Here is a 24,326-nt window from a genome sequence, read left to right as displayed (position 1 = left end):
TCCCCCGTCCTACCGGCCCCTGGCCCGGCGCGCCATCTCGTGCAGCACCTCGGAGGTGGGCACGGGCGCCTGCCGGACGGTCAGCCTCTGCATCAGATGTGTGGTGTGGCCGGCGATCGCCGACGTGAACTCGGTGGCCGCGCCCTGCGGCCGGAAGCCGTGCCGGGCGGCCAGCTCGCGCAACGCCGGTTCCGTGCCGAGGAGTTCGCCGAGCGCGCGGCCCTCGTCGGTGACCGGGACGACGGTGTGGTCGCTGAAGACGGTGGTGTCCGGGTAGAGGACGACCAGGTCGTCGATGTCCTGGCCCGCGGTGAGCAGGGCGGCGACCTGTGACTCGTAGACGAGCACGAGCGGGTTGCCGACCCCGCTGACGAAGTCACGGAACGCCGCGTCGGTGCTGGGCTGCTGGGCGCCCTGGACCCTGATCAGCTCCTGCATCAGGGGCGCGGTCCGGTCGAGGTCCGCCTTGCTCGCGACCACGCGGCCGCCGTTGGCGACGTTGGAGGCGGCGGCGAGGTAGAGCGCGCCCGAGCTGGAGGTGGTCGGGTCGGTGGTGGCGATGTAGAGCAGCCCCATCAACTCGCCGTACTTCTCGGACCCCTTGAGGTCCTGCCACGTCCGGCCCTTCTCGGCGGCCTTCAGATAGGCGGCCATGTCGAGGACGCCCCGGTCCTTGTCGAGCGTGGCGAGCCCGTTGCCGCGCAGCACCTCGGCTGCGTCCCGGTGGGCGACCACGACGAGGGGGGAGTAGAAGGGGCGGGGGAGGGGCTCCCGGATCTTGTACTTCGCGGCCAGTTCGTCGGCGGGTGCCTTGCTGGACGGGAACGCGAAGTCGTACCCCTTCAGATCCAGGCCGTCCATGGCCCAGGATCCCGACGTCTCCGTCTTCACGGTGTAGCCCTTGGCGGCCAGGGCCTTCACCACCTGGGGGTCGGCGAAGAACTCCGCCTTCTCCGACCCGATCACTCCTCGCACGGTCTTCGTTGCCGTGCTCGTGTCCCCGGTGTCCCGGCCTGCCACGACGGCTGCCACCACGCCGCCGATCAGCAGGACCGCGAGGACGATTCCTGCGATTCGTCTCACACGGGGAGAGTGCTCCCGGAACCCAACGTTCCTCGTCGTTCCGGGTGAACGGGGGGTGAAGCGGTGGTCCCGGAACGCAACGGACGGCTGCCGCCGAGCGGCTGCCGCCGGGCCGGCACCCGACAGCGCACCCCGCGCCCCCGAGCTGTCAGGCGCTCAGCGGTACGGCCGCGTGTGCGTGCGCGTCCATCCGTTCGGCCGCCAGGATCGCCGACCCCGTGTCCGCCCGCGACGCCGCGACCACCAGCGCCCGACCCGCGAGCGCGTGGGCGCGCCGGTGCAGCGCGGCCGCATCCCCCTCGCCCCCGCCGGAGGCGGACCGCACCGGGGGCCGCCCGCCCCGCAGCCACGCGACCCGCGCGGCCAGCGCCTCCGCGGCCGCGTCGAGGTCGCCGGAGGGGGTCAGCGCCCGGAGCTCGTCGGTGGCAGTCAGCAGCGCCGCCAGGTGGCCCGCGAGCTGGATGTCCAGCTCCTCCTCACGCGAACGGTGAGGGAAGTCGGAGGAGGTCGTGCCGGCCATCGTGTGGACCGACTTCGTGCGGATCGGCTCGTACATGGGATGGCCTCCAAGCTCTCGGACGCTCACTCTACCTTAGATCTCGTCTAAAGTTGAGTGAGGTCCGAAAGCTCTGGCTCGCCGCTCGGGGCACGCCCCCCGCCGCCTACGCCTGCCCGTATCCGTCCAGGAAGTTCCCGATCCGCGTGATCGCGGACCGCAGGTCGCCCACCGTCGGCAGGGTGACCACGCGGAAGTGGTCGGGCTCGGCCCAGTTGAACCCGGTGCCCTGCACCACCATGATCTTCTCCTGCCGGAGCAGGTCGAGGACCATCCGCCGGTCGTCCTTGATCTTGAAGACGTTCGGGTCGAGGCGCGGGAAGAGATACAGCGCCCCCTTCGGCTTCACGCACGTGACGCCCGGGATCTGCGTGAGCATCTCGTACGCGACGTCCCGCTGCTCCTTGAGCCGCCCGCCCGGCAGCACCAGGTCGTTGATCGTCTGGCGCCCGCTGAGCGCCGCGACCACCCCGTGCTGCCCCGGCATGTTCGCGCACAACCGCATGTTCGCGAGGATCGTGAGGCCCTCGATGTAGGAGTCGGCGTGCGCGCGGGGACCGGAGATCGACATCCAGCCCACCCGGTAGCCGGCCACCCGGTACGCCTTCGACATGCCGTTGAAGGTGAGGGTCAGCAGGTCGGGGGCGACCGAGGCCGTCGGGGTGTGCGTGGCGTCGTCGTAGAGGATCTTGTCGTAGATCTCGTCCGAGCAGACCAGCAGGTTGTGGCGGCGCGCGATGTCCGTGAGGCCGCGCAGCATCGCCTCGTCGTACACCGCGCCCGTCGGGTTGTTCGGGTTGATGATGACGATCGCCTTGGTGCGGTCGGTGACCTTCCGCTCGACGTCCGCGAGGTCCGGCATCCAGTCGGCCTGCTCGTCGCAGCGGTAGTGCACGGCCGTGCCGCCGGACAGCGAGACCGCTGCCGTCCACAGCGGGTAGTCCGGGGACGGGACGAGGACCTCGTCGCCGTCGTCGAGCAGACCCTGCATGGCCATCACGATCAGCTCGGAGACGCCGTTGCCGATGAAGACGTGCTCGACGTCGGTCTCGATACCGAGGGTCTGGTTGTGCATGACCACCGCGCGGCGCGCCGCGAGCAGGCCCTTCGCGTCGCCGTAGCCGTGGGCCGACGACACGTTGCGGAGGATGTCCTCCAGGATCTCGGGCGGGCACTCGAAGCCGAACGCCGCCGGGTTGCCGGTGTTCAGCTTGAGGATCCGATGCCCCGCCGCCTCTAGTCGCATCGCCTCCTCGAGCACCGGGCCCCGGATCTCGTAACAGACGTTGGCAAGCTTCGTCGACTGAATCACCTGCATGCCGGTGAGCTTACGGCCCGGTAACGCGTTCCGTGTGGTGTTTTCCGCCACCCGGGGCGCCCTCTCTCCCCCGGATCACCTCGGCATCCTCCGGACCGCCACTCCGTGGCCGAAGATCGTGCGGCCGGAACCAACTCCTTGCTCGGCCATCACCCGGCCTTCACAATGCGCATGACAAACTGCGGTGGCCGAAAGATCTTCAGTCACCCACGTGGCCCACCACGTAGCAAGAGGGGACCCCCACATGAGAAAGCCTCTCGTCGCCTCGCTGTTCGCCCTGGTCATTGCCGGGGCGGGCGCGGCACCGGCGGTCGCGGCGCCGGAAACCGCGGCGGCTCCCGTGACGTCGGCGGTCGGCACCGTCGTCGGCACGGCGAACAAGGCCGTGGCCGATCTCGCGGCCCCGGCCCCGGCGGTCAAGGCCGTCAACTTCGCCGGCACCGTCTCGCTCAGCAACTGTTCCGGCTCGGTCGTGCGCATGCCCGCCTCCGAGGACAACGACCCGGCGTTGGTGATGACCAACGGCCACTGCCTGGAGACCGGCTTCCCGGCCCCCGGCCAGGTCCTCGTCGACCGGGCCTCCAGCCGGACCTTCGGCCTGCTCAACTCCGCCGGCACCCGCGTCGGCACGCTGCGCGCCAGCAAGATCGCGTACGGCACGATGACCGACACGGACATGGCGGTGTACCAGCTCACCACCACGTACGCCCAGATCAAGAGCACGTACGGCATCGACGCCCTCGTCTACGACACCGCCCGCCCGGCCGCCGGCACCCCCATCACCGTCGTCTCCGGGTACTGGAAGCGGACCTACAGCTGCGCCGTCGACGGATACGCGTACCGCCTGAAGGAGGGCAGCTGGACCTGGAAGGACTCCATCCGCTACACCTCCGCCTGCCGGACCATCGGCGGCACCTCGGGCTCCCCGGTCCTGAACAACGCCACCGGCAAGGTCGTCGGCGTCAACAACACGGGCAACGAGGACGGCGGGCGCTGCACCGACAACAACCCCTGCGAGGTCGACGCGAACGGCACCGTGACCGTCCGCCCGGGCATCAACTACGGGCAGCAGACCTGGCACGTCCCCGCCTGCTTCGGCGTGGACAACAAGCTCGACCTCACCCGCAGCGGCTGCATCCTGCCCAGGCCGTAGGGGAACCCGTCAGGCGCCACGCCGGATCGCCCGGCCCGCCAGGACGTCCGTGCGCCGGCCGTCCTCGATGACCGGACGGCCGTCGACCAGGACGTACGGGATGCCGGTCGGCAGCGTGCGCGGCGCCTCGTACGTCGACCCGGCGGCCACGGCCGCCGGGTCGAACAGCACCAGGTCGGCGCGGTACCCCTCGCGGACGAGTCCCCGGTCCGCGAGGCCGAGCCGCGCGGCGGGGCGTGAGGTGAGGTGGGCGACGCAACTCTCCAGGGAGAGCACGCCCAGCTCCCTCACGTACCGGCCGAGATAGTGCGGGAACGTCCCGTACGCCCGCGGATGCGGCTTGTCGCCGCGCAGGATGCCGTCCGAGCCGCCGGTGTGCGCACGGTGGCGCATGACGGTCCGCACGTTCTCCTCGTGCCCGACGTGCTGGAGGACCGTGGAGCCGAGCCGGTCCTCGACGAGCATCCGCCGGGCGGTCACCCACGGGTCCTCGCCACGCGCCTCGGCCGACCGCGCGACCGTCCGGCCCACGTACGACGACAGCGCCGGGTCGGTGACGCCCGAGATCTCGATGGTGTCCCAGTCGACGGGCACGCCGTGGCAGCCGTCGGCGCCGACGACCTCCATGTGGTGCCGGACCCGTTCGGCCGTCTCGTCGTCCCGCAGCCGCGCGAGCACCGCCTCCGGACCGCCCTCTCCCGCCCAGCTCGGCAGCAGCGCCACGAGCGTCGTGCAGCCGGCGGTGTAGGGGTAGGTGTCGAGCGTGATGTCCGCGCCCGCCGCCAGCGCGTCGTCGAGGAGGGCGAGCAGTTCCGGGGCCCGGCCCTCGTTGACGCCGAAGTTCATGGTGGCGTGGGCCAGGTGCAGGGCGCAGCCGGCCTCCCGGGTGAGGGCGATCATCTCCTCGTACGCCCGGAGCGCGCCCGCCCCGTAGGAGCGGTGGTGCGGGCAGTAGTAGCCGCCGTACGACGCCACCACCCGGCACAGCTCGGTGAGTTCGGCGTCCTTCGCGTACATGCCGGGGGTGTAGGTGAGCCCCGACGACATGCCGACCGCCCCCTCCCGCAGGCCCGCCGCCACCAGCTCCCGCATCCGGTCCAGCTCCCGGGGCGTCGCCTCCCGGTCCTCCCAGCCCACGGCGAGCATCCGGACCGTCCCCTGCGGCACGAGGTAGGCGGCGTTCACGGCGATGCCCTCACCCCCGAAGCCGTGGTCGAGCCGGTCCAGGTACGCGCCGACCGAACGCCAGGTGAAGTCGATGTCCTCGCCGTAGCCGTTCCAGCCCGTGATCGCGCGGCGGACCTCTTCGAGGGTGCGGTCGTCGACCGGCGCGTACGACAGCCCGTCCTGGCCGATGACCTCCAGCGTCACCCCCTGGGCCACCTTCGCGGTGTGCTCGGGGTCCCGCAGGAGCGCGAGGTCGCTGTGGGCGTGCATGTCGATGAAGCCGGGGGCCAGGACCAGGCCCTCGGCGTCGATCTCCCGCCGGGCCCGCGGCCGCTGGCACCCGGCCGCGGCGGCCTCCTTGACGATCGTGGTGATCCTGCCGTCCCCCACGACCACGTCGGCGCGGTACGAGGGGTCGCCGGAACCGTCGACGACCTCGGCATCACGGAACACCAGGTCCATCTGCGTCACCTCCGAGGAGTGCGCCGGGATCGGGAAGGGCCACCGGCGGGTCAGAAGAACGTGCGCACGTAGTCCACGACCGTGCCGTCCGCCTCCACCACCGGGATCAGCTTCCACTTGTCGAACGACGTACACGGATGCGAGAGCCCCAGCCCCACCCAGTCACCCACCTCCAGCGCGGACCCGTCCTCGGTGCGCAGCCACGCGTGCTGGTCGGACAGCCCCGTCACCGTGATCCCGGCCGCGTCGCGGACCGCGCCCGTGCCCGCGTCCCGCACCACCTCGGCCGACGGCAGGTCCAGGTCGTGCGCGGCGTCGCGCTTGCCCGCGTTGGCGAACGCCTGGTCCGGGGTGGGACGGGAGACGACCTGCGCCCAGAGCCGGAACGCGGGCTCCAGAGCGCCCTCCTCGGGAACGCGGTTGAAGGGGGTGAGCCGGCGGTAGTGGCCGGAGTCGTGCGAGACGTACGCGCCCGACCGCAGCAACTTCAGTACGGGCAGGGACAGTTCGGGAAGCTCCGCGAGCACCTCGGCGACCGTGTCGAACCACGCGCTGCCGCCCGCGCTGACGATCACCTCGTCGAGCCCCGCGAACCGGCCCGCCTTGTCGAAGTCGACGGCCAGCGCGGTCAGCCGGCGCAGCCACGCGCCCACCCGCTCGGGGTCGGCCCGGGGCACCTCGCCCTCGTATCCGGCGACCCCCACGAGCCGCAGCGTCCCGGCCGCGGCCACCGCGTCCGCGACGGCCGCGCACTCCGCCTCCGTACGGACCCCGGTGCGCGCGCCCTCGCCCGCGCCCAGCTCCACGACCACGTCGACCGGCCGGGCGGAGGCCCCGGAGGCCCGCAGCGCCGCGTCCATCAGCTCGACCCCGCGCACGGAGTCGACGTAACAGACGAAGCGGAAGGCGGGGTCGGCGGCCAGCTCGCCGGCGATCCACCGCAGGGCGGCCGGGTCGACGACCTCGTTCGCCAGGAAGACCCGCTCGATCCCGAACTCCCGCGCCACGCGCACCTGATGGGGCACGGCCAAGGTGATGCCCCAGGCGCCGCGTTCGATCTGCCGCCAGAACAGCCGCGGTGCCATGGACGTCTTGCCGTGCGGGGCGAAGGCGAGGCCGTGGCGGGCGGAGTAGGTCTCCATCAGCGCCAGGTTGTGCTCCAGGCGCTCGGCGGACAGGGCGAGCACGGGAGTGGTGAAACCGTCGGTGAACAGATTGAGGCGGCGGTCCGCCAGCTCGGCCACGGTGCTGCCGTCGGCGTCCGGCGGGAGGCCCTTGAAGCGGTGGTCGACGCGTTCCGCGGCCAGCCGGGCCAGCGCTTCGGCACTCTCGACGCCCATGGGGGGTCCTCCCTGACGACATGCGTTGCAATCAATGCAACGCCCATTGCACATAGCGTTCACGGCTGTCTAACATCCCAGCCGACACCGGGTCAACGGTGCCGAAACCACCCCGCCGACGCCAGGAGGAGCCCGCACCATCGTGACCGTCGACCGACTCCGCCGCCCCGACGCCGCACCCGCCGGCGTCGACGTCGTCGCGCTCGGCGAGTCCATGGTCACCTTTCTCCCCGCCCGCCCCGGACGCCTCGCCGACGTCCCCTCCTTCGACCGGGCCATCGGCGGCGCCGAGTCCAACCTCGCGTGCGCGCTGGCGGCGGCCGGGCACACCGTCCGCTGGGTGAGCCGGGTGGGGGTTGACGGGTTCGGGGATCACCTGGTCGAGACGATCGGCGGCCACGGCGTGGACGTGACCTTCGTCGGACGGGACCCGGCCCGGCCGACGGGCGTGTACTTCCGTACGGCGGGGGACCGGGCCACCGACGCGCACGAGGTCGCCTACTACCGGGCCGGTTCGGCCGCCTCGGCCATGTCGCCCGCCACCGTGGACCTCGCGGCGGCACGGGCCGGACGCGTCCTGCACCTCTCCGGCATCACGGCGGCCCTGTCCGACGACTGCCTGACCCTGCTGCGCGACCTGACGGCCCCCCACCCCGGCCGCCCCCTGGTCTCCTTCGACGTCAACCACCGCCCGGGCCTGTGGCGCACCCCCCACGGCCCCCACGTCCTCCTGGAACTGGCCCGCACCGCCGACCTCGTCTTCGTGGGTGAGGACGAGGCCCAGGAAGCCTGGGGCGTCACGGGCGGCCCCCCGGCGATCCGCGCCCTCCTCCCGGAGCCGCGCACCCTGGTGGTGAAACAGGGAGCGCACGGAGCCACCCTCTTCGAACGCCCGCCCGCCCCCACGGCCCGGCCGCGTACGGCGGCAAGGGGGTGTACCGGGGGGTGTCCGCCCGCAGCGGCCGACGTCCACCCCCGAGCACGACTCCACCCGACGGCGCCCGCCGGACCGAGGACGGAGGCGCCCCGGCGCGCCCCCGACCCCACCCCCGCGGCAGGCGACCCCACGGCGACGCGCACCCGGCCGACCACGGACCCGGCCACCTCCGTCGCCGCCCCCGCCGACCCGCCCCCCTTCGCCGCGGCCCCCGTCGAAGCGACCCCCTTCGCCGCCGCCCCCGTCGACACCACCACCTTCGTCCCCGCCCTCACGGTCCGGATCGCGGCGGCGACCGGCGCCGGCGACGCCTTCGCCGCCGGCTTCCTCTCCGCCACCCTGCGCGCCCTCCCCGCCCGCGCCCGCCTCCGCCACGGCCACCTCATGGCCGCCGCCGCCCTCACCTCCCCCGGCGACCTCGCCGCCCCGCCGTCCCGCGACCACGCCGAGCGCCTGGCGGCCCTGGACGACGACACGTGGGGGAGACTTCGACTCGGCCCCGGCTGGACGCAGGCCGAGCAGGCCCCCGAGGAGGTACCCACCCCATGAGCCAGACCGTCGACCGCGCGCTGAGCATCCTGCCGCTGCTCGCCGAGGGGCCCGCCGACCTCGGCCGGGTCGCCGACCGCCTCGGCGTCCACAAGTCCACGGCCCTGCGCCTCCTGCGGACCCTGCACGAACACGGCCTCGTCTACCGCCAGTCCGACCAGCGCTACCGCCTCGGCGCCCGCCTCTTCGCCCTCGCCCAGGAGGCCGTCGAGAACCTCGACATCCGCGAGATCGCCCACCCCCACCTCGTCCGCCTCAACGAGACGTGCGGCCACACCGTCCACCTCGCCGTCCACGAGGACGACGAGGTCATCTACATCGACAAGGTGGAGAGCCGCTACCCGGTCCGGATGTACTCCCGCATCGGCAGGCCGGTCGCCCTCACGGTCGCGGCCGTCGCCAAGCTGCTCCTCGCCGACCTCCCCGAGGCAGAGCGCCGCGCCCTCGCGGAGAAGCTCGACTACCCCCTGTACACGCCCCGTTCGACCCCCAATGCCCCCGCCTTCCTCAAGGAGCTGGCGCGGGTCCGCGAGCAGGGCTGGGCCACCGACCTCGGCGGCCACGAGGAGTCCATCAACTGCGTGGCCGCGCCCGTCCGCGGCACCGACGGCCGGGTCGTCGCCGCGATGTCGGTCTCCGCGCCCAACGTCGTCGTCACCGCCGACGAACTCCTCACCCTGCTCCCGCTGGTCCGCCGCGCCGCGGACGCGATCAGCGGTGAGTACTCCGGCAGAACCCCCACGTCAGACCCCGTATGACGGACAAGGACCCCCGATGACCGACAAGATCGCCCTCACCCCCAGGACTCACACCACACCCCCGGCGAAGTTCTCCCACGGCGTACGGAAGGGCAACATCCTCCAGGTCGCCGGGCAGGTCGGCTTCCTCCCGGCCGTCGAGGGCGAGCCCCCCACCCCCGCCGGCCCCACCCTGCGCGAACAGACCCTCCAGACCCTCGCCAACGTCCGGGCGATCCTGGAGGAGGGCGGCGCCACCTGGGACGACGTGATGATGATCCGCGTCTACCTCACCGACGTGGACCACTTCGCCGAGATGAACGCGCTCTACAACGCGTACTTCGAGGAACACCTCACCGCGGTCCCGGCGGCCCGCACGACGGTGTACGTGGGCCTCCCGGCCGGCCTCCTGATCGAGATCGACGCACTGGCGGTCCTGGACCCGTCCTGAGCCCGTTCGTACGGACGTGTCCGGATGGCACGGGGCGGCGGGGCGGGGTCTGGAAATCCAGATACGGACATATGCCCGGCCCGACTGTCCCCGGCACAGGATCGTCGACCATACTGCCCGCTGTGGAGCAGCGCATCGGTTCGAACAACCAGCCCCTGGCCGCCGCCGCGGTCGACCCGTCGCACATCCCCGGACTCACGGCACCGGTGTCCGTGAAGAAGGAGAAGCAGGAGGAGCCGGAGGACATCAAGCCGACGGAGCCCGTCGAGCCGGACGAGGCTGCCCCGGAGCGGAACGAGCCGGCCGTCGCCGCGGCGCCGAAGCCGTCCCTCGGCAAGGCACCCGCCGAGGCCGACACGGACGCGGCGGCCGACGACATGGCCGAGCAGGACACGGCAGACGCCGGGGACGAAAAGGACGACGCGGACGGCACGGACGATCCGGCCGACGGCCCGGTCTTCGAGGCCTCCGACCGCCGCGCGAGGATCACCGCCGACAGCCGTGGCGTACGGCTGCGCCTGGACGACCAGGAGTGCGACTTCGGCTGGGACGAGATCGGCGCGGTCGAGACGGAGTCCCCCCGCTTCGGCAAGCGTTTCACGATCACGGTCCACACCCCCGACCGCCGCTGGTACTTCCTGGAGATCGAGGCCAAGGCCAAGTCGGAGCACGCGGTCTGGGAGAAGCAGATCGACGAGGTCCTGGACGCGTACTTCGACGACGACCAGGGTGACCGCGGTGACGCGAGTGACCGCGGTGACGAGGGTGACCGCGGTTCCGACGAGGCGGAGGCCGGGGACAGCACCCCGTAGGGCGACGGGGAGCCGCGGGACCCGCCACCTCGGCGGTCCCGCGGCTCCCCCTCACCGGACGAACGTCACGGCTAGCAGTACTGCGCCTCCTTGCCGATCGACCGGTACATGCAGTCCGAGTTCTCCAGCAGCTGCAGCACCGCGTCACGGTTGCGCGAGGTCTCGCGGGCGATCACCTCGTCGGGCGGGTAGAACCCGCCGCCCGACGCCGACCCCGGATACATCTCGAACGTGTATCCGAAGATCTTCTGGTTGCCCCACAGCCAGTCGTCGATCGACCCGTCCGTGATGTAGAGGTCACTGGACTGCTCGGGCGTGTACCCGTTGCTCGCGGCCATCTTCTGGCCGACCGTCGCGAAGGCGTTGCGGTCGTCCGCCGTCATCCCGGTCGTGGTGTTGGCGGTGGTGTACCCGAACGGCCACAGCACCAGCTCGCTGTAGGTGTGGAAGTCGATGCCGGTCCTGATCTGCTGGACCCCGCCGACGACCCGGCTGCGCACGAAGTTCGCGACGACCTTCACCTCGGGCGCCGACTCGGCGGCCGGACCCCGGTAGGTGTCCGAGGACGTCGACCCGGACGAGCCGCCGCAGCAGCCCCAGCGGTAGTTCCAGTTGCGGTTGAGGTCGGTGCCGACGGCCGACGAACCGCTGTTGGGCTGCCGGTTCTTGCGCCACGAGCGGTACGAGCCGGTGGCGACGTCGTACTCGCCGCCGTCCGGGTTGATGTCCGGGATGATCCAGATCTCGCGGTTGTTCACCATGTTGGTGACGCGGGAGTCGGTCCCGTAGTCGGAGGTCAGCTCGTTGAGCAGGTAGAGCGCCATCTCCACGGTGAGGTGCTCACGGGCGTGCTGGTGGTGGGTGAACAGCACCTCGGGCTCGGCCTCGTCCGAGCCGACGTTGTCGCTGATCTTGATGGCGACGATGTTCCGGCCCTGGTACGTCGTGCCGATCACCCGCTGGCTGGCGATCGAACTGTTCGCCGCGACCACGGAGTTGATCTCGTTCGTCATCTCCGCGTAGTTGTGGTAGCGGGAGTCGGCGGACGGGAAGTCGAAGAGGCGTACGTCGTCCTCGCCGTTCGAGCGGTCCGGTGCCGCGCCGAGCCGGGTGATCTCGTAGCCCTGCTGCCGCAGCTTCTTGATCTGGTCCGCGCGTCCGGAGACGAAGACCGAGTGGTCGTCGGCGTCGTCCACGGTCACGCCGGCCTGTTGCAGCGCCGTGCGGGACTTGCTGTCCGAGTGCATGTGCACCTCGTACTGGCGGATGTCGTCCGCCGAGGCCCTGGGCCGCTCGGCGCTGGTCGCCGTCGCGTCCGTGGTCGTCGCGGCGACCGGGGCGGCGAGGGCGAGGGCCAGCAGGGTGGCGAGGCCGGCGGTGCGGCGGCCCGATCTCCTGCCCGTGCCGTCGGGCCTGGCCGATCTGCCGCGTATGCGGAGTCGCATGAAGTCTCCTCTGTTCTCCAGGAATTCCGGGGTCTCCGGAAGCGGGGAGTGGAGCGGGGGGTGGATCCTTGCGACGTGCCTCGGGCCTGGCGACGACCTGGGGGCGTCCGGCGGGCCCTCGTGCGGGTGTGGCGCTCATGGTGCGGCTCTGGCATGACCAGGTCAAGAGTGGGAGGGTGGCCGACGGGCGCGTAAGCCGCGCACGACCGCGTAGGGGTGAATAGGTGTCATAAGCCCCTCATTGTGGACGTAATTAGGCAGGAAACAGGTATATGCAGAGCCGGAAACGGGTAATCCTCCCCGTGTGCCGCGTACGTACGGCGGCAACCCTGGAGACATGCTGCATCGCTCCGGGGGCCTCCTTCCGGATTCCGGCCCCCATTTCGCCTCGTACCCCCAACCGCCCATGGGTGCGGGCCACTTGAGCGTCGAGTACGACCCCCGTCCCACCGCCGCCGCACAGGCCCGCGCACAGGTGCGCCGGCAGCTGGAGGGATGGGGACTGCTCGACCAGACCGACACGGCGGAGCTGCTGGTGAGCGAGCTGGTCACCAACGCGCTCGTGCACGCGGAGAGCCGGCTGAAGCTCACTCTGTCGGCCGCGCACGGCGTCCTGCGCTGTGAGGTGTCGGACGCGGACGGCCGCCCGCCCCGGGTGCGCCGGGCGACGACGGAGATATCGGAGAGCGGCAGGGGGATGTTCCTGGTGGACGCGCTGGCCGGACGATGGGGCTGCCACCAGGACGGGCCGGGCAAGACCGTGTGGTTCGAGCTCGGCACCTGCGGGTCGGACGGCTGCGGTCGGCGACAGCCGTAGCGCTCCGCTGGGTCGGCGGCTTCGGTGGCTATGGGTTGCCGGGGCCGCCGTTCGGTGGGGGCTCGGGTTGTCGTTCGTCCGCCGGTTCGTCGTGGCTGGTCGCGCAGTTCCCCCCGCCCCTTGAGGGGCGCGGCCGCGTGGTTGTCCACGCCTGTGAGGGGGCGGGACCGTGTGGTTGTCCGCGCTCCTGAAGGGCGGGGGAGGCCCTCTTGTCCGGGCGGGAGCTTTGGGGTTTCTTGACCTGCATGGCGGACACCACGGGAAACCCCACTGACACCCCCGCACCATCCGGCCCCAACCCCCCACCCCGCGCATCCAGCTGGAAGTACATCGGCCCCGGCATCGTCGTCGCCGCGACCGGTGTCGGCGCCGGTGACCTCGTCGCGACACTGATCGCGGGCAGCAACTTCGGTTACACCCTGCTGTGGGCGGCCGTCATCGGCTGCCTCGTCAAGATCTCCCTCGCCGAGGCGGCCGGCCGCTGGCACCTGTCCACCGGCCGCACCCTCTTCGACGGCTGGGCGAGCCTCGGCCGCTGGACGACGTGGTTCTTCGTCGTCTACGTCGTGATCTGGGGCTTCGTGTACGGCGCGGCCGCGATGTCCTCCAGCGCCCTGCCCCTGCAGGCGCTGTTCCCGGACGTCATGGACCTCACGTGGTGGGCCGTCCTGTGCGGCCTGAGCGGTCTGGTCTTCGTCTGGTTCAACAAGTACGAGATCTTCGAGAAGGTCATGACGGTCCTCGTGGGCGTCATGTTCGTCGTCACCGTCTACCTGGCGATCAGGGTCACCCCCAACCTCGCGGACGCCTTCGCCGGGCTCCTGCCCGTGCTGCCCGACGAGAAGGACTCGATCCTCAACACCCTCGGTCTGATCGGCGGCGTCGGCGGCACGATCACACTCGCCGCGTACGGCTACTGGGTCAACGCCAAGGGCTGGACGAACACCGGCTGGATGAAGATCATGCGCCTCGACAACCGGGTCGCGTACATCACCACCGGCATCTTCGTGATCTCGATGCTCTTCGTCGGCGCCGAACTGCTGCACTCCGCGAACATCGCCCTCGCCTCCGGCGACAAGGGCCTCATCCAGCTCGGCGACATCCTGGCCGACGAGTACGGCACGGCCACCGCCAAGTTCTTCCTGATCGGCTTCTTCGCCACCTCGTACACCTCCCTCATCGGCGTCTGGCACGGCGTGAGCCTGATGTTCGCGGACTTCGTGGAGCGCTTCCGCCGCAAGGCGGCGGTGACGGGTGAGGAGGTCGCCTCCGGCCGGCGCGAGAAGTCCTGGCCGTTCCGCGCCTACCTGCTCTGGCTGACCTTCCCGCCCATCGTCCTGCTCTTCCAGGGCCAGCCGTTCCGCCTGATCATCCTCTACGGCGTCCTCGGCGCGGCCTTCCTCCCCTTCCTCGCCGCCACCCTCCTGTGGCTCCTCAACTCCTCCCGCACCCCGAGCCAATGGCGCAACGGCGTCCTCAGCAACACGATGCTGGCCCTCGCGGGCCTGCTGTTCCTGGTCCTGGCCGTGAAGCAGATCTGGGACCAGCCGTGGGCGGACTTCTTCTGACCCCGCTGTGAGGAGCGGCGGGACCGGCTAGCCGATCGTCCTCCAGGTCCCGCTGGTGGCGATCTCCTTCAGCTGCGCCACGGTGAGCGCGGGGGTCTCGCGGGTCGCGGCCGTGTGCTGGGCGCCGGAGTTGAAGGCGCTGATCACGACCCGCAGCCCGTCGGTGCGGAGCGTGTCCACGGTCCACCTCACGACCCCCTCGCCGCCCTTCTCGCCGGGCTCCTGCCGAGTGGCGACCTTCGTGCCGTCGGGCAGGGTCTCGGCGTCCGCGTCGAACAGCGAGTCCGCGAGGTCCGCCATCCCCGGCTGCACATTGATCTGCACCAGGCTCCGCCCCTTGCCGTCGTCGAGGACGACATGGGCGAAGTCCGACTCCTGATTGCCCTCCTCGACGGTGCGGACCCCCTCCGGGAGGAGCCCGAGGAGCGTCTTCCGGATGGCGAGACCGTCCACCGTCGGAGCGTCGACGGGACCGGTCCGGGGCTTCTCCGTCGACGACGGCTGCCTGTCCCCGTCCTCCGCCTCGTCCTCGGGGATGGCATCGACGACCTCGCGCCACTGCGGCTCCGTCACGATCGCCCGCAGAGCGGCGACGGACAGCGGAGGTTCGGCACGGGTGACCGGCGCGTCCTTCTGCGCCTCGGCGTTCCACTCCATGACGCTCACCTCGAACCCTTCCGGGTCGACCAGCTGCGCGTACCAGTGTCTGGTGTCCACGCGTCGGTCGGGGTACTCGTACCCCTGGAAGAGCATCAGGCGCGAGCCGTCCGGCCGGGTGCTCTCCGTGCAGGAGTCGTACCTGACGGCCGCCTTGTCGGGGCAGGCCGTCAGCTGCCGGGCCTGCTCGCTGTCGGGGTCGACCCGCCCGAGCGCCAGCTGTACCGCCGACGCGCCTTCTCCGTCGTCGTACACGACCCGTGCGTACGGCCCCTCCTCCGCGCCCGTGCCGCGCGCGGACTCCCCGCTCAGCCTCCCCTCCGGCAGCAGATCCTTGAGCCGCTCGACGAGCTGGGCGCCGGACACCTTGCCGTCGTCGTCCCTGACCTCCGGCTCACCGGACCGCTCCGCCGCCACGGACTGCTTCCCGCTGCCGCCTCCGGCACCGGGGAGCAGCACCGCCCCGCCCACGGCGACCAGCGCGATCCCGGCGACGCCGCCCAGCATCGCCGCCCGGCGCCGGAACAGCCGCCGCCGGCCGCGTGCGGCTCCGCCGTCGACCAGGGTGTGTCCCTCGGTCTCGAAGCCGTCGCCGGCTCGGCGCAGGGCGTCGCCGAGCCTTTCCTCGAAGGGGTCTGCGTGCTGGTCCAGGGGCATGACGAACCACCGTTTCTCGGAGTGGGGTGTGACTGTGGGCGTGCGTGCCGCCGGCATCCGGCGGGGTTGCTCAGGGGGTGGCGTACTCACCGATCGTGTCCCCGAGCAGGGCGCGCAGCCGGGCGAGGGCGCGGACGCACCGGGTGCGCACGGCCGCCGAACTGGTGTTCATCGCCGTCGCGGTCTCCTCGATGGACCGGTCCTCCCAGTACCGCAGGACGACCACTGCCCGGTCCTTGGGCGGCAGTTGGGCCAGCGCCTCGACGAGGGTGAGCCGCAGCGACGAGTCGGATCCAGGTGCGGCGGGCACGTCCGGGAGTACATCGGTGGCCCGTTCCCCGCTGCTGCGCCGCCTGCGGTGGGCGAGGAAGGTCCTGGTCAGCACGGTCTGCGCGTACCCGGCCGGGTTCTCCGCCCGCCGCACCCGCCCCCACTTCACATACAACCGCCCGAGCGTCTCCTGGACGAGGTCCTCGGCGAGATGGGTGTCCCCGCCGGTGAGCAGACATGCGGACCGGTACAGATGCCCCGCGCGCGCCGCCGCGAACTCCTGGTATCCGTCCGCGCGGACTTGTCTCATCTCCTGCTCCCCCTGAACGAGCTCGTGTGGGCCCAGGCCGCTTCTTCGCTCCGCCGCCTCTCACTCCCTTGATGCGGTGGCCTCCGGGGAATGTTTCACGGGTGGGTGAGGGATACGGTGCCGTACGAGCATCAGCACGGGGCAGGGGGACGATCAGTCATGGAGCAGTCCGAGCAGGGGCACCAGCCGCCACCGCCGGCGCGGCCGTGGACGCCGCCGGGGGACCGGCCGGGCTTCGGCCCCCCGCCCCCGCCGTACACGCCCCCGCCCACGCCGCCCGGTCCACCGCAGCCGTACGGGCAGCCGCCCCAGCCCTACGCCCAGCCGCAGCAGCCGTACGGGCAGCCCTACCCCCAGCCGCCCGTGGGCGAGGGGCCGTCGCAGGGGCCGGAGTTCATGGCCGTCGACCGTCACAACTCCGTCGTCGTCGACGCCGGTGGTGTCGCCTTCGAGGACCACGGGGTCTCCGTCGACTTCCCGTGGCCCGAGATCCGCAGCGTCCACTACAAGGCGAGCGGCAACGGCAAGGCCCTCATGGTCGCCGTGATCCACGCCGACGGCACCTTCTTCGAGTGCTCGGTCGAGGCCAAGCCGCGCGAACGCCTCCACCAGTGGTTCGCCCACCTGGCCCAGGTCCTCGGCCACTACCGCCCGAGGGGATGACCTACGAACCCGGCCGCTCGCGGTACTCGTCGACGACGGCCCGCTCCAGGACCGCGGTCTCGCTCAGGACCGTGCCCCTGGTGCCCATCGGGCCGTCCGCCGTGAGCCGGCTGCGTTCGCCGAGGTACGCGAGGGTGTCCCGGTCGAAGACCCACTCGGTGGCCCACCTGGCGCGCGCGTCGACGCGGCGGATGCCGACGCCACGACGTCCGGCGGGGTCGACCGCGTCGTCGGTACGGGTCACCCCGGGGATCCTCGCGGCGGCCTCGTAGAGCGCGGCGGCGGTCCTCGGGGGCATGACCGTCTCGCCGAGCAGTCCGCCGATCCGGTCGAAGACGGCCTGCGCCTTCTCCTCGCCCTTCCAGGTCCTGGTCAGGCGGTACAGCTCCGCCAGCAGGTCGTCGGGGTCGGTGGGCAGGGAGGCCAGCCACCGGTAGGTGGGGCGGTCGATCCCGGCGGGGACGCCGGGCGATCCCGGCGGCAGCAGCTCCCGGAGCGGGGAGTAGGCACCGTCCTCGTAGTGCAGGGCCAGCTGCTTCACCGGGCCCGGCTCCTGCGACACCCACACCTCCCGCCGGTGCAGCTTCCCGGGCCGGTACGGGCCGTCCTCCACGGCCTCCGCCCCGGCCGTCAGGCTCCTGACGTAGACCAGCTGGTCGTCGCGGACCGGCTCGACCTCCGTCCGCGCGGCGACGTCGGCGATCCGGTCGAGCAGGACGACGGCGCTCCCGCCGTCGGAGGGCCGCGGGCCGTCGCCGGAGTCCGTGGTCGTGACCAGGCCGAGGGTCAGCACCCCGGCCAGGGTCAGCGCGGCGGCGGGCAGCCACAGCGCCGGGCGGGGCAGTGTGGGAACCCGCCTCCGCGGTGCGGCGGGTGTCGTGGCCGGGGCGTCGTCGATGAGTCGCATCAAACGGTCCTTGTGGTGGGCGAGGCGATCAGGCGGGACGTCCCGTTCGGGCGGGGACGGCAGCAGTCGGGCCGGCTCCTCGTTCATCGGGTTCCCTCCTGGATCTCCTTGAGCGGACGGGCCGCGAACACGGCCTCGCCCTGCACCTCTCCGCGACGGCGCCCGGGTTCCGTGTCTTTCGCGTGCTCGGCACGCTCGGCGCGCAGCCGTTCGTCGGTGAGACGGGTCAACCGCGCGCGGGCCCGTGAGAGCCGCGACCGCACGGTCCCCACCGGCACACCCAGCGCCTCGGCAGCCTGCCCGTAGTCGAGGCCGGCCCACACGCACAGCGCCAGCACCTCCCGCTCCGCGCGCCGCAGTCGGCCGTACACCTGGCGTACGGCCGCGAGCCGGCGGGCGTCGTCCAGCCGCCCGGCGGACTCGTCGGCGAAGTCGGCCACCGGGGGCGGGGCGGGCCGGCGGGCCAGGAACGCCAGGCGGCGCGCGAGACCGCGGTTGGCGTTGCGGGCCTTGTTGGTCGCCATGCCCAGCAGCCATGGCTTCAGCGAGCCGCCGTCCGGCTCCAGCCGCCGCCGGGCGCGCCAGGCGTCGAGGAAGGTGTCCGCCATCACCTCCTCGGCCGTCGACCAGTCACCGGTCAGCCGGTAGGCGTGGTTGTAGACGGCCCGCGCGTACGCGTCGTAGATCTCCGCGAAGGCATCCCGGTCGCCCGCCCGGATCCGCGCCCGGACCGAGGACTCCGCCTCCGCCGGTGCCCGCTCGGGGTCACTCATCTCGTATGCACCTCTCCCACCTCACACCCATGTCTCTCCGGGCGGCGGGAGAGGTTCCGGTGACCCGCGCCACAGTCGGGCGCGGGTCACCACCGGCCGCCTACGGCAACCCGTGCACGTGCGGCCCCACCGCGTTCGACCACGCGTTGCCCGCCGTGGCGTCCCAGTTGGTCGACCAGGTCATCGCGCCCCGCAGGTCGGGGTACGTCCGCGGCGGCTTGAAGGAACCGCAGTTCGTGGCGCGGGTCAGACAGTCGAGGGCGTTGGTCACCACGGCCGGCGGGACGTACCCGCTGCCCGCACCCCGTGTCGAGGCCGGTAGACCCAGACCCACCTGCGACGGAGCGAGGCCGCCCTCCAGCTGGATGCAGGCGAGGGCGGTGAGGAAGTCCACCGACCCCTGGCTGTAGACCTTGCCGTCGCAGCCCAGCATGGAACCGCTGTTGTAGTACTGCATGTTGACGACGGTCAGGATGTCCTGGACGTTCAGTGCGGTCCGGAAGTACGCGTTCGACGTCGACTGCATGTCGATGGTCTGCGGCGCCATCGTGATGACCAGCGACGGGCCCGCCTTCGCCGACAGCGACCGCAACGCCTGTGTCATCCAGGTCGCGTTCAGCCCGTTCTCCAGGTCGATGTCGACGCCGTCGAAGCCGTACGTCCGCATCAGGTCGTGCACCGAGTTCGCGAAGTTCGTCGCGGAGGCGGAGTCGTTCACCGTCACCGTGCCGCGCTCACCGCCGACCGAGATGATGACCTTCTTGCCGGCCGCCTGCTTGGCCCGGACGTCCGCCTTGAACTGGTCGTCGGTGTAGCCGTCGAGCCCGGCCGAGTCGAGGTCGAAGGTCACCGCGCCCGGCGTGGCGGTGGCGTCCGCGAAGGCCACGGCGATGATGTCGTAACCCGCCTGCACGTCCGACAGCTTCTGGACGGCGGCCCCGTTGTCGAAGTTCTGCCAGTACCCGGTCACGGCGTGCTTCGGGAGACCCGTGCCACCGCCCGGGGGCGCCGTCGTCGTCCCGGTCACGGTCGCCGAACGCGCCGACTCGCCGGCCGAGTTCGCCGCCGTCACCTGGAAGGTGTACGAGGTGGAGGCCGCGAGCCCCGTCACCGTCGCCGACGTGCCGGTCACCGACTGGACCTTCGTCCCGCCCCGGTAGACGTGGTAGCCCGTGACGCCCGCGACCGGGTTCCAGGCCAGGGACACCGAGGAGGAGGTCGAGCCCGACACCGTCACCCCGGCCGGGACCGACGGGACGGTGGGCGGCTGGTCGCCGCCACCGCCGCCGTCCGGGCCGAAGAGGGACACGTCGTCGGCGTAGTACGCGGCCTGCCCGTACCAGCCGTGCGTGTGGACCGTCACCGAGGTCGTCGAGGAGCCCGTGGTGAAGGTCGTCGACAGCTGTTTCCAGGCCGCCGAGTCCGGGGTCCACGTCGAGACGTCGGTCGTGCCGGTGCCGCTCGCGCCCAGGTAGGCGTACCCGCCGCGCACCCAGGCGCTGAGCGTGTACGTCGAGCCGGGCCGGACGGCCACGGTCTGGGTGCAGCGGGCGTTGTCCTGCCCGGCCGGGGTCGCCCGCAGCGCGGCCGTACCGCCGTGCACGGGGGAGGTGACGGCGCCGCCGCTGCCCGCCGAGCAGTTCCAGTCGCTGAGCCCCGACTCGAATCCGGCGTTCCTGACGTTGTTGATGTCGGCGGCGGACGCCTGTCCGGCGCCGACGAGCGAGAGACCGAGGGCGAGGGCGGTGACGAGGGCCGTGGTGACGGCTCCCGGCCGGAGGCGAGTCCGCCCCCGTGTCCGCCCCTGCGCTTTCGTCCGCATGCGTATGCGTCTTCCGTGTCTGACCATGCCCGGTACGCTGGTCCAGACCAATTGGGTTGTCAATACTCCCGGCCGGAAGTCGTTCACCCGTACGGGTGCCCCAACCGGCTTCTCCACCTGCCGAGTTGAGGCATATGCGTCTCACTCTGTGTGGATACGGCCCGCACCTTCCGTGAGTTGATCAAGGAGATCCGGTGTTGATCTGGCCATGCCGTGGATATGGTGCTGATGCAAGAGGATGCAGGAGGGGCGGCGGGCAGAACGCCGCTCCTCACAGGGGCCAGCTGAGGCGGTGGGCGACCACCCCGCCGCAGCGAACGGGGTGGTGTGCAGCGTGCCGACCGCGATAGCCGTCACCAGTTCCGGCCTGGTGCTCCCCTCGCACGACCGGCAGACCCCGCCCGCGGTCGTCCAGCCGCAGGAGACCCTCGAAGCCTCCCTGTTCGGCATGCACGCGCTGATCGAGCAGCACGGCTATGTCATCGCCCTGCACTCGGCCTCCGGCCCGCCGGCCCTCACCCGGCGGCTGCACACGGTCCGTTCCGTGCTGGAGAGCGACCGCATCGCCCTGCTCGGCGTGGACCTGCCCCCGCTCGGCCTCGCCCTGCTGGCCCAGCAGTTGCGGCAGCTCTCCGCCTGCGACTTCAGCCCGGGAGTCCTCGCCTCCTCCGTACGCCTCCTCGCGCACTACATCTACGCCGGCGCCCTCCTCGGCTCCGTCGCCAAGCTCGACCGGGTGCCGGTCTCGCTGAAGTCGCACGCCAAGTCCTGGCTGCCGGGCGCCCGGTTCGCCGTCCTGGCCAACCCCAGGCCCCAGCTCGTCCGGCTCGACGCCACCGGCCAGGAACCCCTCGCCGGACCCGAGTTCGGCACCCGGCTGCTCGTCGCACAGGGGCCGCAGCCGCCCTCCGACTGGGTCACCGCGACGCTCGCCCCGGACTGGCAGGTCCAGGGGTCCCTGCCGGTGCCGCTGCCCGAGGAGTCGGTGCGCTGGTGGGGGACCGGCAAGCTCGTCGAGTTCGCCGCCGGACTCTCGGACGTCTCCGTGCTCTACCAGCTCGTGTCGTCCGTACGCCGTGAGACGTGCCACTGGTGCGGCCTCGAACTCATCGGCGACCGCTGCGGATTCTGCGCGGCCCCGTTACGGGAACCGGAACCCCCCGCCGACGCGGCCCGCGAGGCCCTTCCCCGAGGGGCCGTATGACAGCCGTACGACAACTCCACAGCCCGCGAGCATGCGGAGACAGCAGGCCCGCTGAACTGCCCGGCACATCCCCACGAGGTGAGAATCGGTGAACTCACGCCAGCGCCGCGGCGTCATCCTGCTGGTCCTCTCGGCCCTGTGCGCCCTGGCCGCCTTCGCCGGGGTGCTCTCGGTGATCCGGGACGTGAACGCGAAGGTCGGGCCCGAGGTGACCGCGTACCGGCTCAAGGGCGACATCGCACCCTACAAGGAGCTGACGGCGGACCAGTTCGAGAGGATCTCGATGCCCGAGCGGTGGCTGTCCGGGACCGCCGTCACCGATCTGTCGGAGCTCCGCGGCAAGATCGCCGTCACCCAGCTGCGCAAGGGCTCCCTGCTCCAGTCCGACATGATCGTCGACCGGCCGGAACTCGAAGCCGGACAGCAGGAGATCGCGATCCTGATCGACGCGTCCACCGGTGTGGCGGGGAAGATCAACCCGGGTTCGCGGGTCAACATCTACGCCACCTTCGAGGAGAAGGACAGCGACTCCAAGAAGGACACGTCCAAGCTGATGGTCACCGACGCCCGCGTCATCGACGTCGGCAGGTTGACCCCCCTGGAATCCGGCCAGTCCAGCAGCGACCGTCGGCGCACGGCCACCGAGGCCGTCCCGATCACCTTCGCCCTCGACACCGCCGACGCCCAGCGCGTCGCGTTCGCCGAGTCGTTCGCCGAGCACGTCCGGCTCGCCCTCGTGGGGGGCGGCGAGGCCACCGTCGTCGTGCCGGACGACCGTTCGTACACCCTCGACGAGGACAAGTAGGAGGCCCCGTGATGAGGTCGGTCCGGAACGTCCGCACGGGGAAGTCGCGAACGAGGGTGCGTCGAACGCCGATGCGGGTGGGCATGCTCCTGGGGGCACGGCACACGAGCGCACCCGGCCGGTGCGGAGCCGCCGAGCCGCGCACGTCCGCGAACGGAACGGGGATCCGCCGATGACCATCCGCATCCTCCCCGCCGCCGGGGACCTGGACTCGGCCCGCGCCCTCACCACCCTGCTCGGTCAGCTGGCCGACGCCGAACCGGCACCCCACGTGTCCGACTCCACCGCCCTGCTGGACACCCTGGCGCGGCTGGCCGCCGACTCCCTGGACGAACTGCCGGAGGTGGTGCTCGTCCACGAACGCATCGGCCCCGTACCGGCGCTGGACCTGGTCCGCGATCTCGTCCTGCGCTTCCCGGCCGTCGGCGTCGTCCTCGTCACCTCCGACACCAGCACCGGCGTCCTCACCGCCGCCATGGACTCCGGCGCCCGCGGCATCGTCAACCTGCCCCTGTCCTACGAGGCCCTCGCCGAACGCGTCCAGGCCGCCGCCGCCTGGTCGGCCGGTATGCGCCGCCACCTCGGCAGCCCCACACCCGAGCTGTACACCGGCCCCGGCGGCACCGTCGTCACGGTCAGCGGCGCCAAGGGCGGAGTGGGTGCCACGGTCACCGCCGTGCACCTCGCGCTCGCCGCCCGCGCGTCCGGCCGTACGGTCGCCCTCCTCGACCTCGATCTCCAGTCGGGCGACGTCGCCTCGTACCTGGACGTGCAGTTCCGCCGCTCGGTCGCCGACCTGGCCGGCATCACGGACCTCAACCCCCGTGTCCTCCAGGAGGCGGTCTACGCCCACGACACCGGTATCGCCCTCCTCCTGGCCCCCGCCGAGGGCGAGCGCGGCGAGGAGGTGACGGACCGGGTGGCCCGCCAGGTGGTGGCCACGCTCCGCTCCCGGCACGACGTGGTGATCGTCGACTGCGGCTCGCAGATGACCGCGGCCACGGCGGCGGCCGTGGAGATGGCCGACCACGCCCTCCTGCTGGTCACCCCGGACGTGATCGCGGTACGCGCCGCGAAACGGATGGTCCGCCTCTGGGACCGCCTCCAGATCCGCAAGGCCGAGGAGACCCTGACGGTCGTCAACCGCCTGTCCCGCGCCACGGAGATCCAGCCCTCCCTGGTCGAGAAGGTCACCGGCACCAAGGTGGCCCGCGCCGCCGTCCCCGCCGCCTTCAAGGAACTCCAGTCCGTCGTCGACGCGGGCCGCCTCCAGGACCTCGACGCCCGCTCGACCGTCAAACAGGCCATCTGGGCCCTCGCCGGGGAACTGGAACTGGTCGCCGCACCGGAACACGGCCACAGCGGCCGCCGCCGCAGGTCCACCTCCGACCGCGGCGCCCTGGTCCTGCGCCGCAAGGGCGGGGACCGGGGCTCGGTGACCCTCGAATTCGCCGGCATGTTCCCCCTGCTCCTGATCACCATGACGATCCTCTGGCAGGCCGCCCTCTACGGCTACACCTACTCCCTCGCCGGCAACGCCGCCGACGAGGCCGCCCGCGCCGCCACCGCCGCCTACGCGGTCGACGGCGACGTGGCCGCCGCCTGCGAGGCCGCCGGCACCCAGAACCTCCCGGGCGCCTGGGCCGACACCGCCATCGACTGCGCCCCCGCGGGCACCGTCATGCGAGCCGAGGTCCAGGCCACCGTCCCCCTCTTCTTCCCTGGCTTCGACGCAGGCTGGACCGTCAACGGCGAGGCAGGCGCGGCCCTGGAGGGAGACCCCCAATGACCGCCCCGACCCAGCCACGCCGAACCATCCGCGCACGCCGGACGACCTCCGCACGCCGGACGATCCACGCACTG

At 71.9% G+C, this 24,326-nt stretch carries 22 protein-coding genes; 11 read left to right on the top strand and 11 right to left on the bottom strand.

All coding sequences use genetic code 11. The annotated features are described in order from the left end of the window. Window positions 1-9: 9 nt before the first annotated feature. From ACFU5F_RS11740 to ACFU5F_RS11730, 3 genes are all read right to left on the bottom strand, one after another. On the bottom strand, window positions 10-1,083 hold the full coding sequence (locus ACFU5F_RS11740; RefSeq protein ID WP_383885409.1) for a substrate-binding domain-containing protein: 1,074 nt from the start codon (window positions 1,081-1,083) through the stop codon (window positions 10-12). Window positions 1,084-1,231: 148 nt separating this feature from the next. Next, entirely contained in the window at window positions 1,232-1,639 is a 408-nt protein-coding gene (locus ACFU5F_RS11735) for a hypothetical protein (protein ID WP_383885408.1), read from the bottom strand. A 106-nt stretch (window positions 1,640-1,745) separates the two neighbouring features. Further along, on the bottom strand, window positions 1,746-2,957 hold the full coding sequence (locus tag ACFU5F_RS11730) for a pyridoxal phosphate-dependent aminotransferase (RefSeq protein WP_383885405.1): 1,212 nt from the start codon (window positions 2,955-2,957) through the stop codon (window positions 1,746-1,748). 244 nt (window positions 2,958-3,201) lie between these two features. Here ACFU5F_RS11730 and ACFU5F_RS11725 point away from each other — a divergent pair, with 244 nt between their 5' ends. Beyond that, window positions 3,202-4,110, top strand: a complete 909-nt coding sequence (locus ACFU5F_RS11725) for a trypsin-like serine peptidase (protein WP_383885402.1) — start codon at window positions 3,202-3,204, stop codon at window positions 4,108-4,110. A 9-nt stretch (window positions 4,111-4,119) separates the two neighbouring features. Here ACFU5F_RS11725 and ACFU5F_RS11720 read toward each other — a convergent pair whose 3' ends face one another. Both ACFU5F_RS11720 and ACFU5F_RS11715 read right to left on the bottom strand, forming a co-directional pair. After that, window positions 4,120-5,739 (bottom strand): amidohydrolase family protein, encoded by a 1,620-nt coding sequence (locus tag ACFU5F_RS11720; RefSeq protein WP_383885399.1) that lies wholly within the window; start codon window positions 5,737-5,739, stop codon window positions 4,120-4,122. 50 nt (window positions 5,740-5,789) lie between these two features. Then, window positions 5,790-7,079, bottom strand: coding sequence for an amino acid deaminase (locus tag ACFU5F_RS11715; protein WP_383885396.1), 1,290 nt, complete (start codon window positions 7,077-7,079; stop codon window positions 5,790-5,792). A gap of 142 nt (window positions 7,080-7,221) precedes the next feature. On the opposite strand from ACFU5F_RS11715, the gene ACFU5F_RS11710 reads away from it, so the two are divergent. The 4 genes from ACFU5F_RS11710 (at window position 7,222) to ACFU5F_RS11695 (ending at window position 10,565) form a co-directional block, all read left to right on the top strand. After that, window positions 7,222-8,565, top strand: a complete 1,344-nt coding sequence (locus ACFU5F_RS11710) for a sugar kinase (protein WP_383885394.1) — start codon at window positions 7,222-7,224, stop codon at window positions 8,563-8,565. After that, window positions 8,562-9,323 carry an IclR family transcriptional regulator gene (locus tag ACFU5F_RS11705; RefSeq protein WP_383885392.1) on the top strand — a complete coding sequence of 254 codons (762 nt, stop codon included), beginning with the start codon at window positions 8,562-8,564 and terminating at the stop codon, window positions 9,321-9,323. Before ACFU5F_RS11710 ends, ACFU5F_RS11705 begins: the two co-directional genes overlap by 4 nt. A 16-nt stretch (window positions 9,324-9,339) precedes the next feature. Beyond that, window positions 9,340-9,753, top strand: a complete 414-nt coding sequence (locus ACFU5F_RS11700; RefSeq protein ID WP_383885389.1) for a RidA family protein — start codon at window positions 9,340-9,342, stop codon at window positions 9,751-9,753. Window positions 9,754-9,875: 122 nt separating this feature from the next. Beyond that, window positions 9,876-10,565, top strand: a complete 690-nt coding sequence (locus tag ACFU5F_RS11695; protein ID WP_383885386.1) for a hypothetical protein — start codon at window positions 9,876-9,878, stop codon at window positions 10,563-10,565. A gap of 71 nt (window positions 10,566-10,636) precedes the next feature. Here the strand turns inward: ACFU5F_RS11695 and ACFU5F_RS11690 are convergent, their stop codons facing one another. Next, window positions 10,637-12,010, bottom strand: coding sequence for a M14 family metallopeptidase (locus ACFU5F_RS11690; protein ID WP_383885383.1), 1,374 nt, complete (start codon window positions 12,008-12,010; stop codon window positions 10,637-10,639). A 406-nt stretch (window positions 12,011-12,416) separates the two neighbouring features. Here ACFU5F_RS11690 and ACFU5F_RS11685 point away from each other — a divergent pair, with 406 nt between their 5' ends. Together ACFU5F_RS11685 and ACFU5F_RS11680 are read left to right on the top strand one after the other, a co-directional pair. Beyond that, window positions 12,417-12,827 carry an ATP-binding protein gene (locus tag ACFU5F_RS11685; protein WP_383885587.1) on the top strand — a complete coding sequence of 137 codons (411 nt, stop codon included), beginning with the start codon at window positions 12,417-12,419 and terminating at the stop codon, window positions 12,825-12,827. 245 nt (window positions 12,828-13,072) lie between these two features. After that, window positions 13,073-14,395: an Nramp family divalent metal transporter gene (locus ACFU5F_RS11680; RefSeq protein ID WP_383885380.1), complete on the top strand. Its 1,323-nt coding sequence runs from the start codon at window positions 13,073-13,075 to the stop codon at window positions 14,393-14,395. 27 nt (window positions 14,396-14,422) lie between these two features. Here the strand turns inward: ACFU5F_RS11680 and ACFU5F_RS11675 are convergent, their stop codons facing one another. Together ACFU5F_RS11675 and ACFU5F_RS11670 are read right to left on the bottom strand one after the other, a co-directional pair. Further along, window positions 14,423-15,709: a hypothetical protein gene (locus ACFU5F_RS11675; RefSeq protein WP_383885378.1), complete on the bottom strand. Its 1,287-nt coding sequence runs from the start codon at window positions 15,707-15,709 to the stop codon at window positions 14,423-14,425. Between the two features lie 70 nt (window positions 15,710-15,779). Beyond that, window positions 15,780-16,289 (bottom strand): SigE family RNA polymerase sigma factor, encoded by a 510-nt coding sequence (locus ACFU5F_RS11670; RefSeq protein ID WP_383885375.1) that lies wholly within the window; start codon window positions 16,287-16,289, stop codon window positions 15,780-15,782. Between the two features lie 159 nt (window positions 16,290-16,448). On the opposite strand from ACFU5F_RS11670, the gene ACFU5F_RS11665 reads away from it, so the two are divergent. Beyond that, entirely contained in the window at window positions 16,449-16,952 is a 504-nt protein-coding gene (locus tag ACFU5F_RS11665) for a hypothetical protein (protein ID WP_383885372.1), read from the top strand. A gap of 1 nt (window position 16,953) precedes the next feature. On the opposite strand, the gene ACFU5F_RS11660 is transcribed toward ACFU5F_RS11665, so the two are convergent. The 3 genes from ACFU5F_RS11660 to ACFU5F_RS11650 form a co-directional block, all read right to left on the bottom strand. Beyond that, window positions 16,954-17,946 (bottom strand): CU044_5270 family protein, encoded by a 993-nt coding sequence (locus ACFU5F_RS11660; RefSeq protein WP_383885370.1) that lies wholly within the window; start codon window positions 17,944-17,946, stop codon window positions 16,954-16,956. After that, window positions 17,943-18,632, bottom strand: coding sequence for an RNA polymerase sigma factor (locus tag ACFU5F_RS11655; protein WP_383885367.1), 690 nt, complete (start codon window positions 18,630-18,632; stop codon window positions 17,943-17,945). The genes ACFU5F_RS11660 and ACFU5F_RS11655 overlap by 4 nt, the downstream gene beginning before the upstream one ends. Window positions 18,633-18,732: 100 nt before the next feature. Then, window positions 18,733-20,454: a chitinase gene (locus tag ACFU5F_RS11650; protein ID WP_383885364.1), complete on the bottom strand. Its 1,722-nt coding sequence runs from the start codon at window positions 20,452-20,454 to the stop codon at window positions 18,733-18,735. A gap of 322 nt (window positions 20,455-20,776) precedes the next feature. On the opposite strand from ACFU5F_RS11650, the gene ACFU5F_RS11645 reads away from it, so the two are divergent. From ACFU5F_RS11645 to ACFU5F_RS11635, 3 genes are all read left to right on the top strand, one after another. Next, on the top strand, window positions 20,777-21,658 hold the full coding sequence (locus ACFU5F_RS11645) for a hypothetical protein (protein WP_383885585.1): 882 nt from the start codon (window positions 20,777-20,779) through the stop codon (window positions 21,656-21,658). A gap of 88 nt (window positions 21,659-21,746) precedes the next feature. Further along, window positions 21,747-22,463, top strand: coding sequence for a Flp pilus assembly protein CpaB (cpaB, locus tag ACFU5F_RS11640; RefSeq protein ID WP_383885361.1), 717 nt, complete (start codon window positions 21,747-21,749; stop codon window positions 22,461-22,463). Between the two features lie 172 nt (window positions 22,464-22,635). Beyond that, on the top strand, window positions 22,636-24,252 hold the full coding sequence (locus ACFU5F_RS11635; RefSeq protein ID WP_383885358.1) for a CpaE family protein: 1,617 nt from the start codon (window positions 22,636-22,638) through the stop codon (window positions 24,250-24,252). The last annotated feature ends 74 nt before the right edge of the window (window positions 24,253-24,326 follow it).

It is taken from the genome of Streptomyces sp. NPDC057438 (genome assembly GCF_042802995.1).
In the GTDB taxonomy this organism is placed as follows: Bacteria; Actinomycetota; Actinomycetes; order Streptomycetales; family Streptomycetaceae; genus Streptomyces.
Note: the sequence above shows the minus strand (reverse complement) of the source record. Positions and strands in the feature narration are given on the sequence as shown.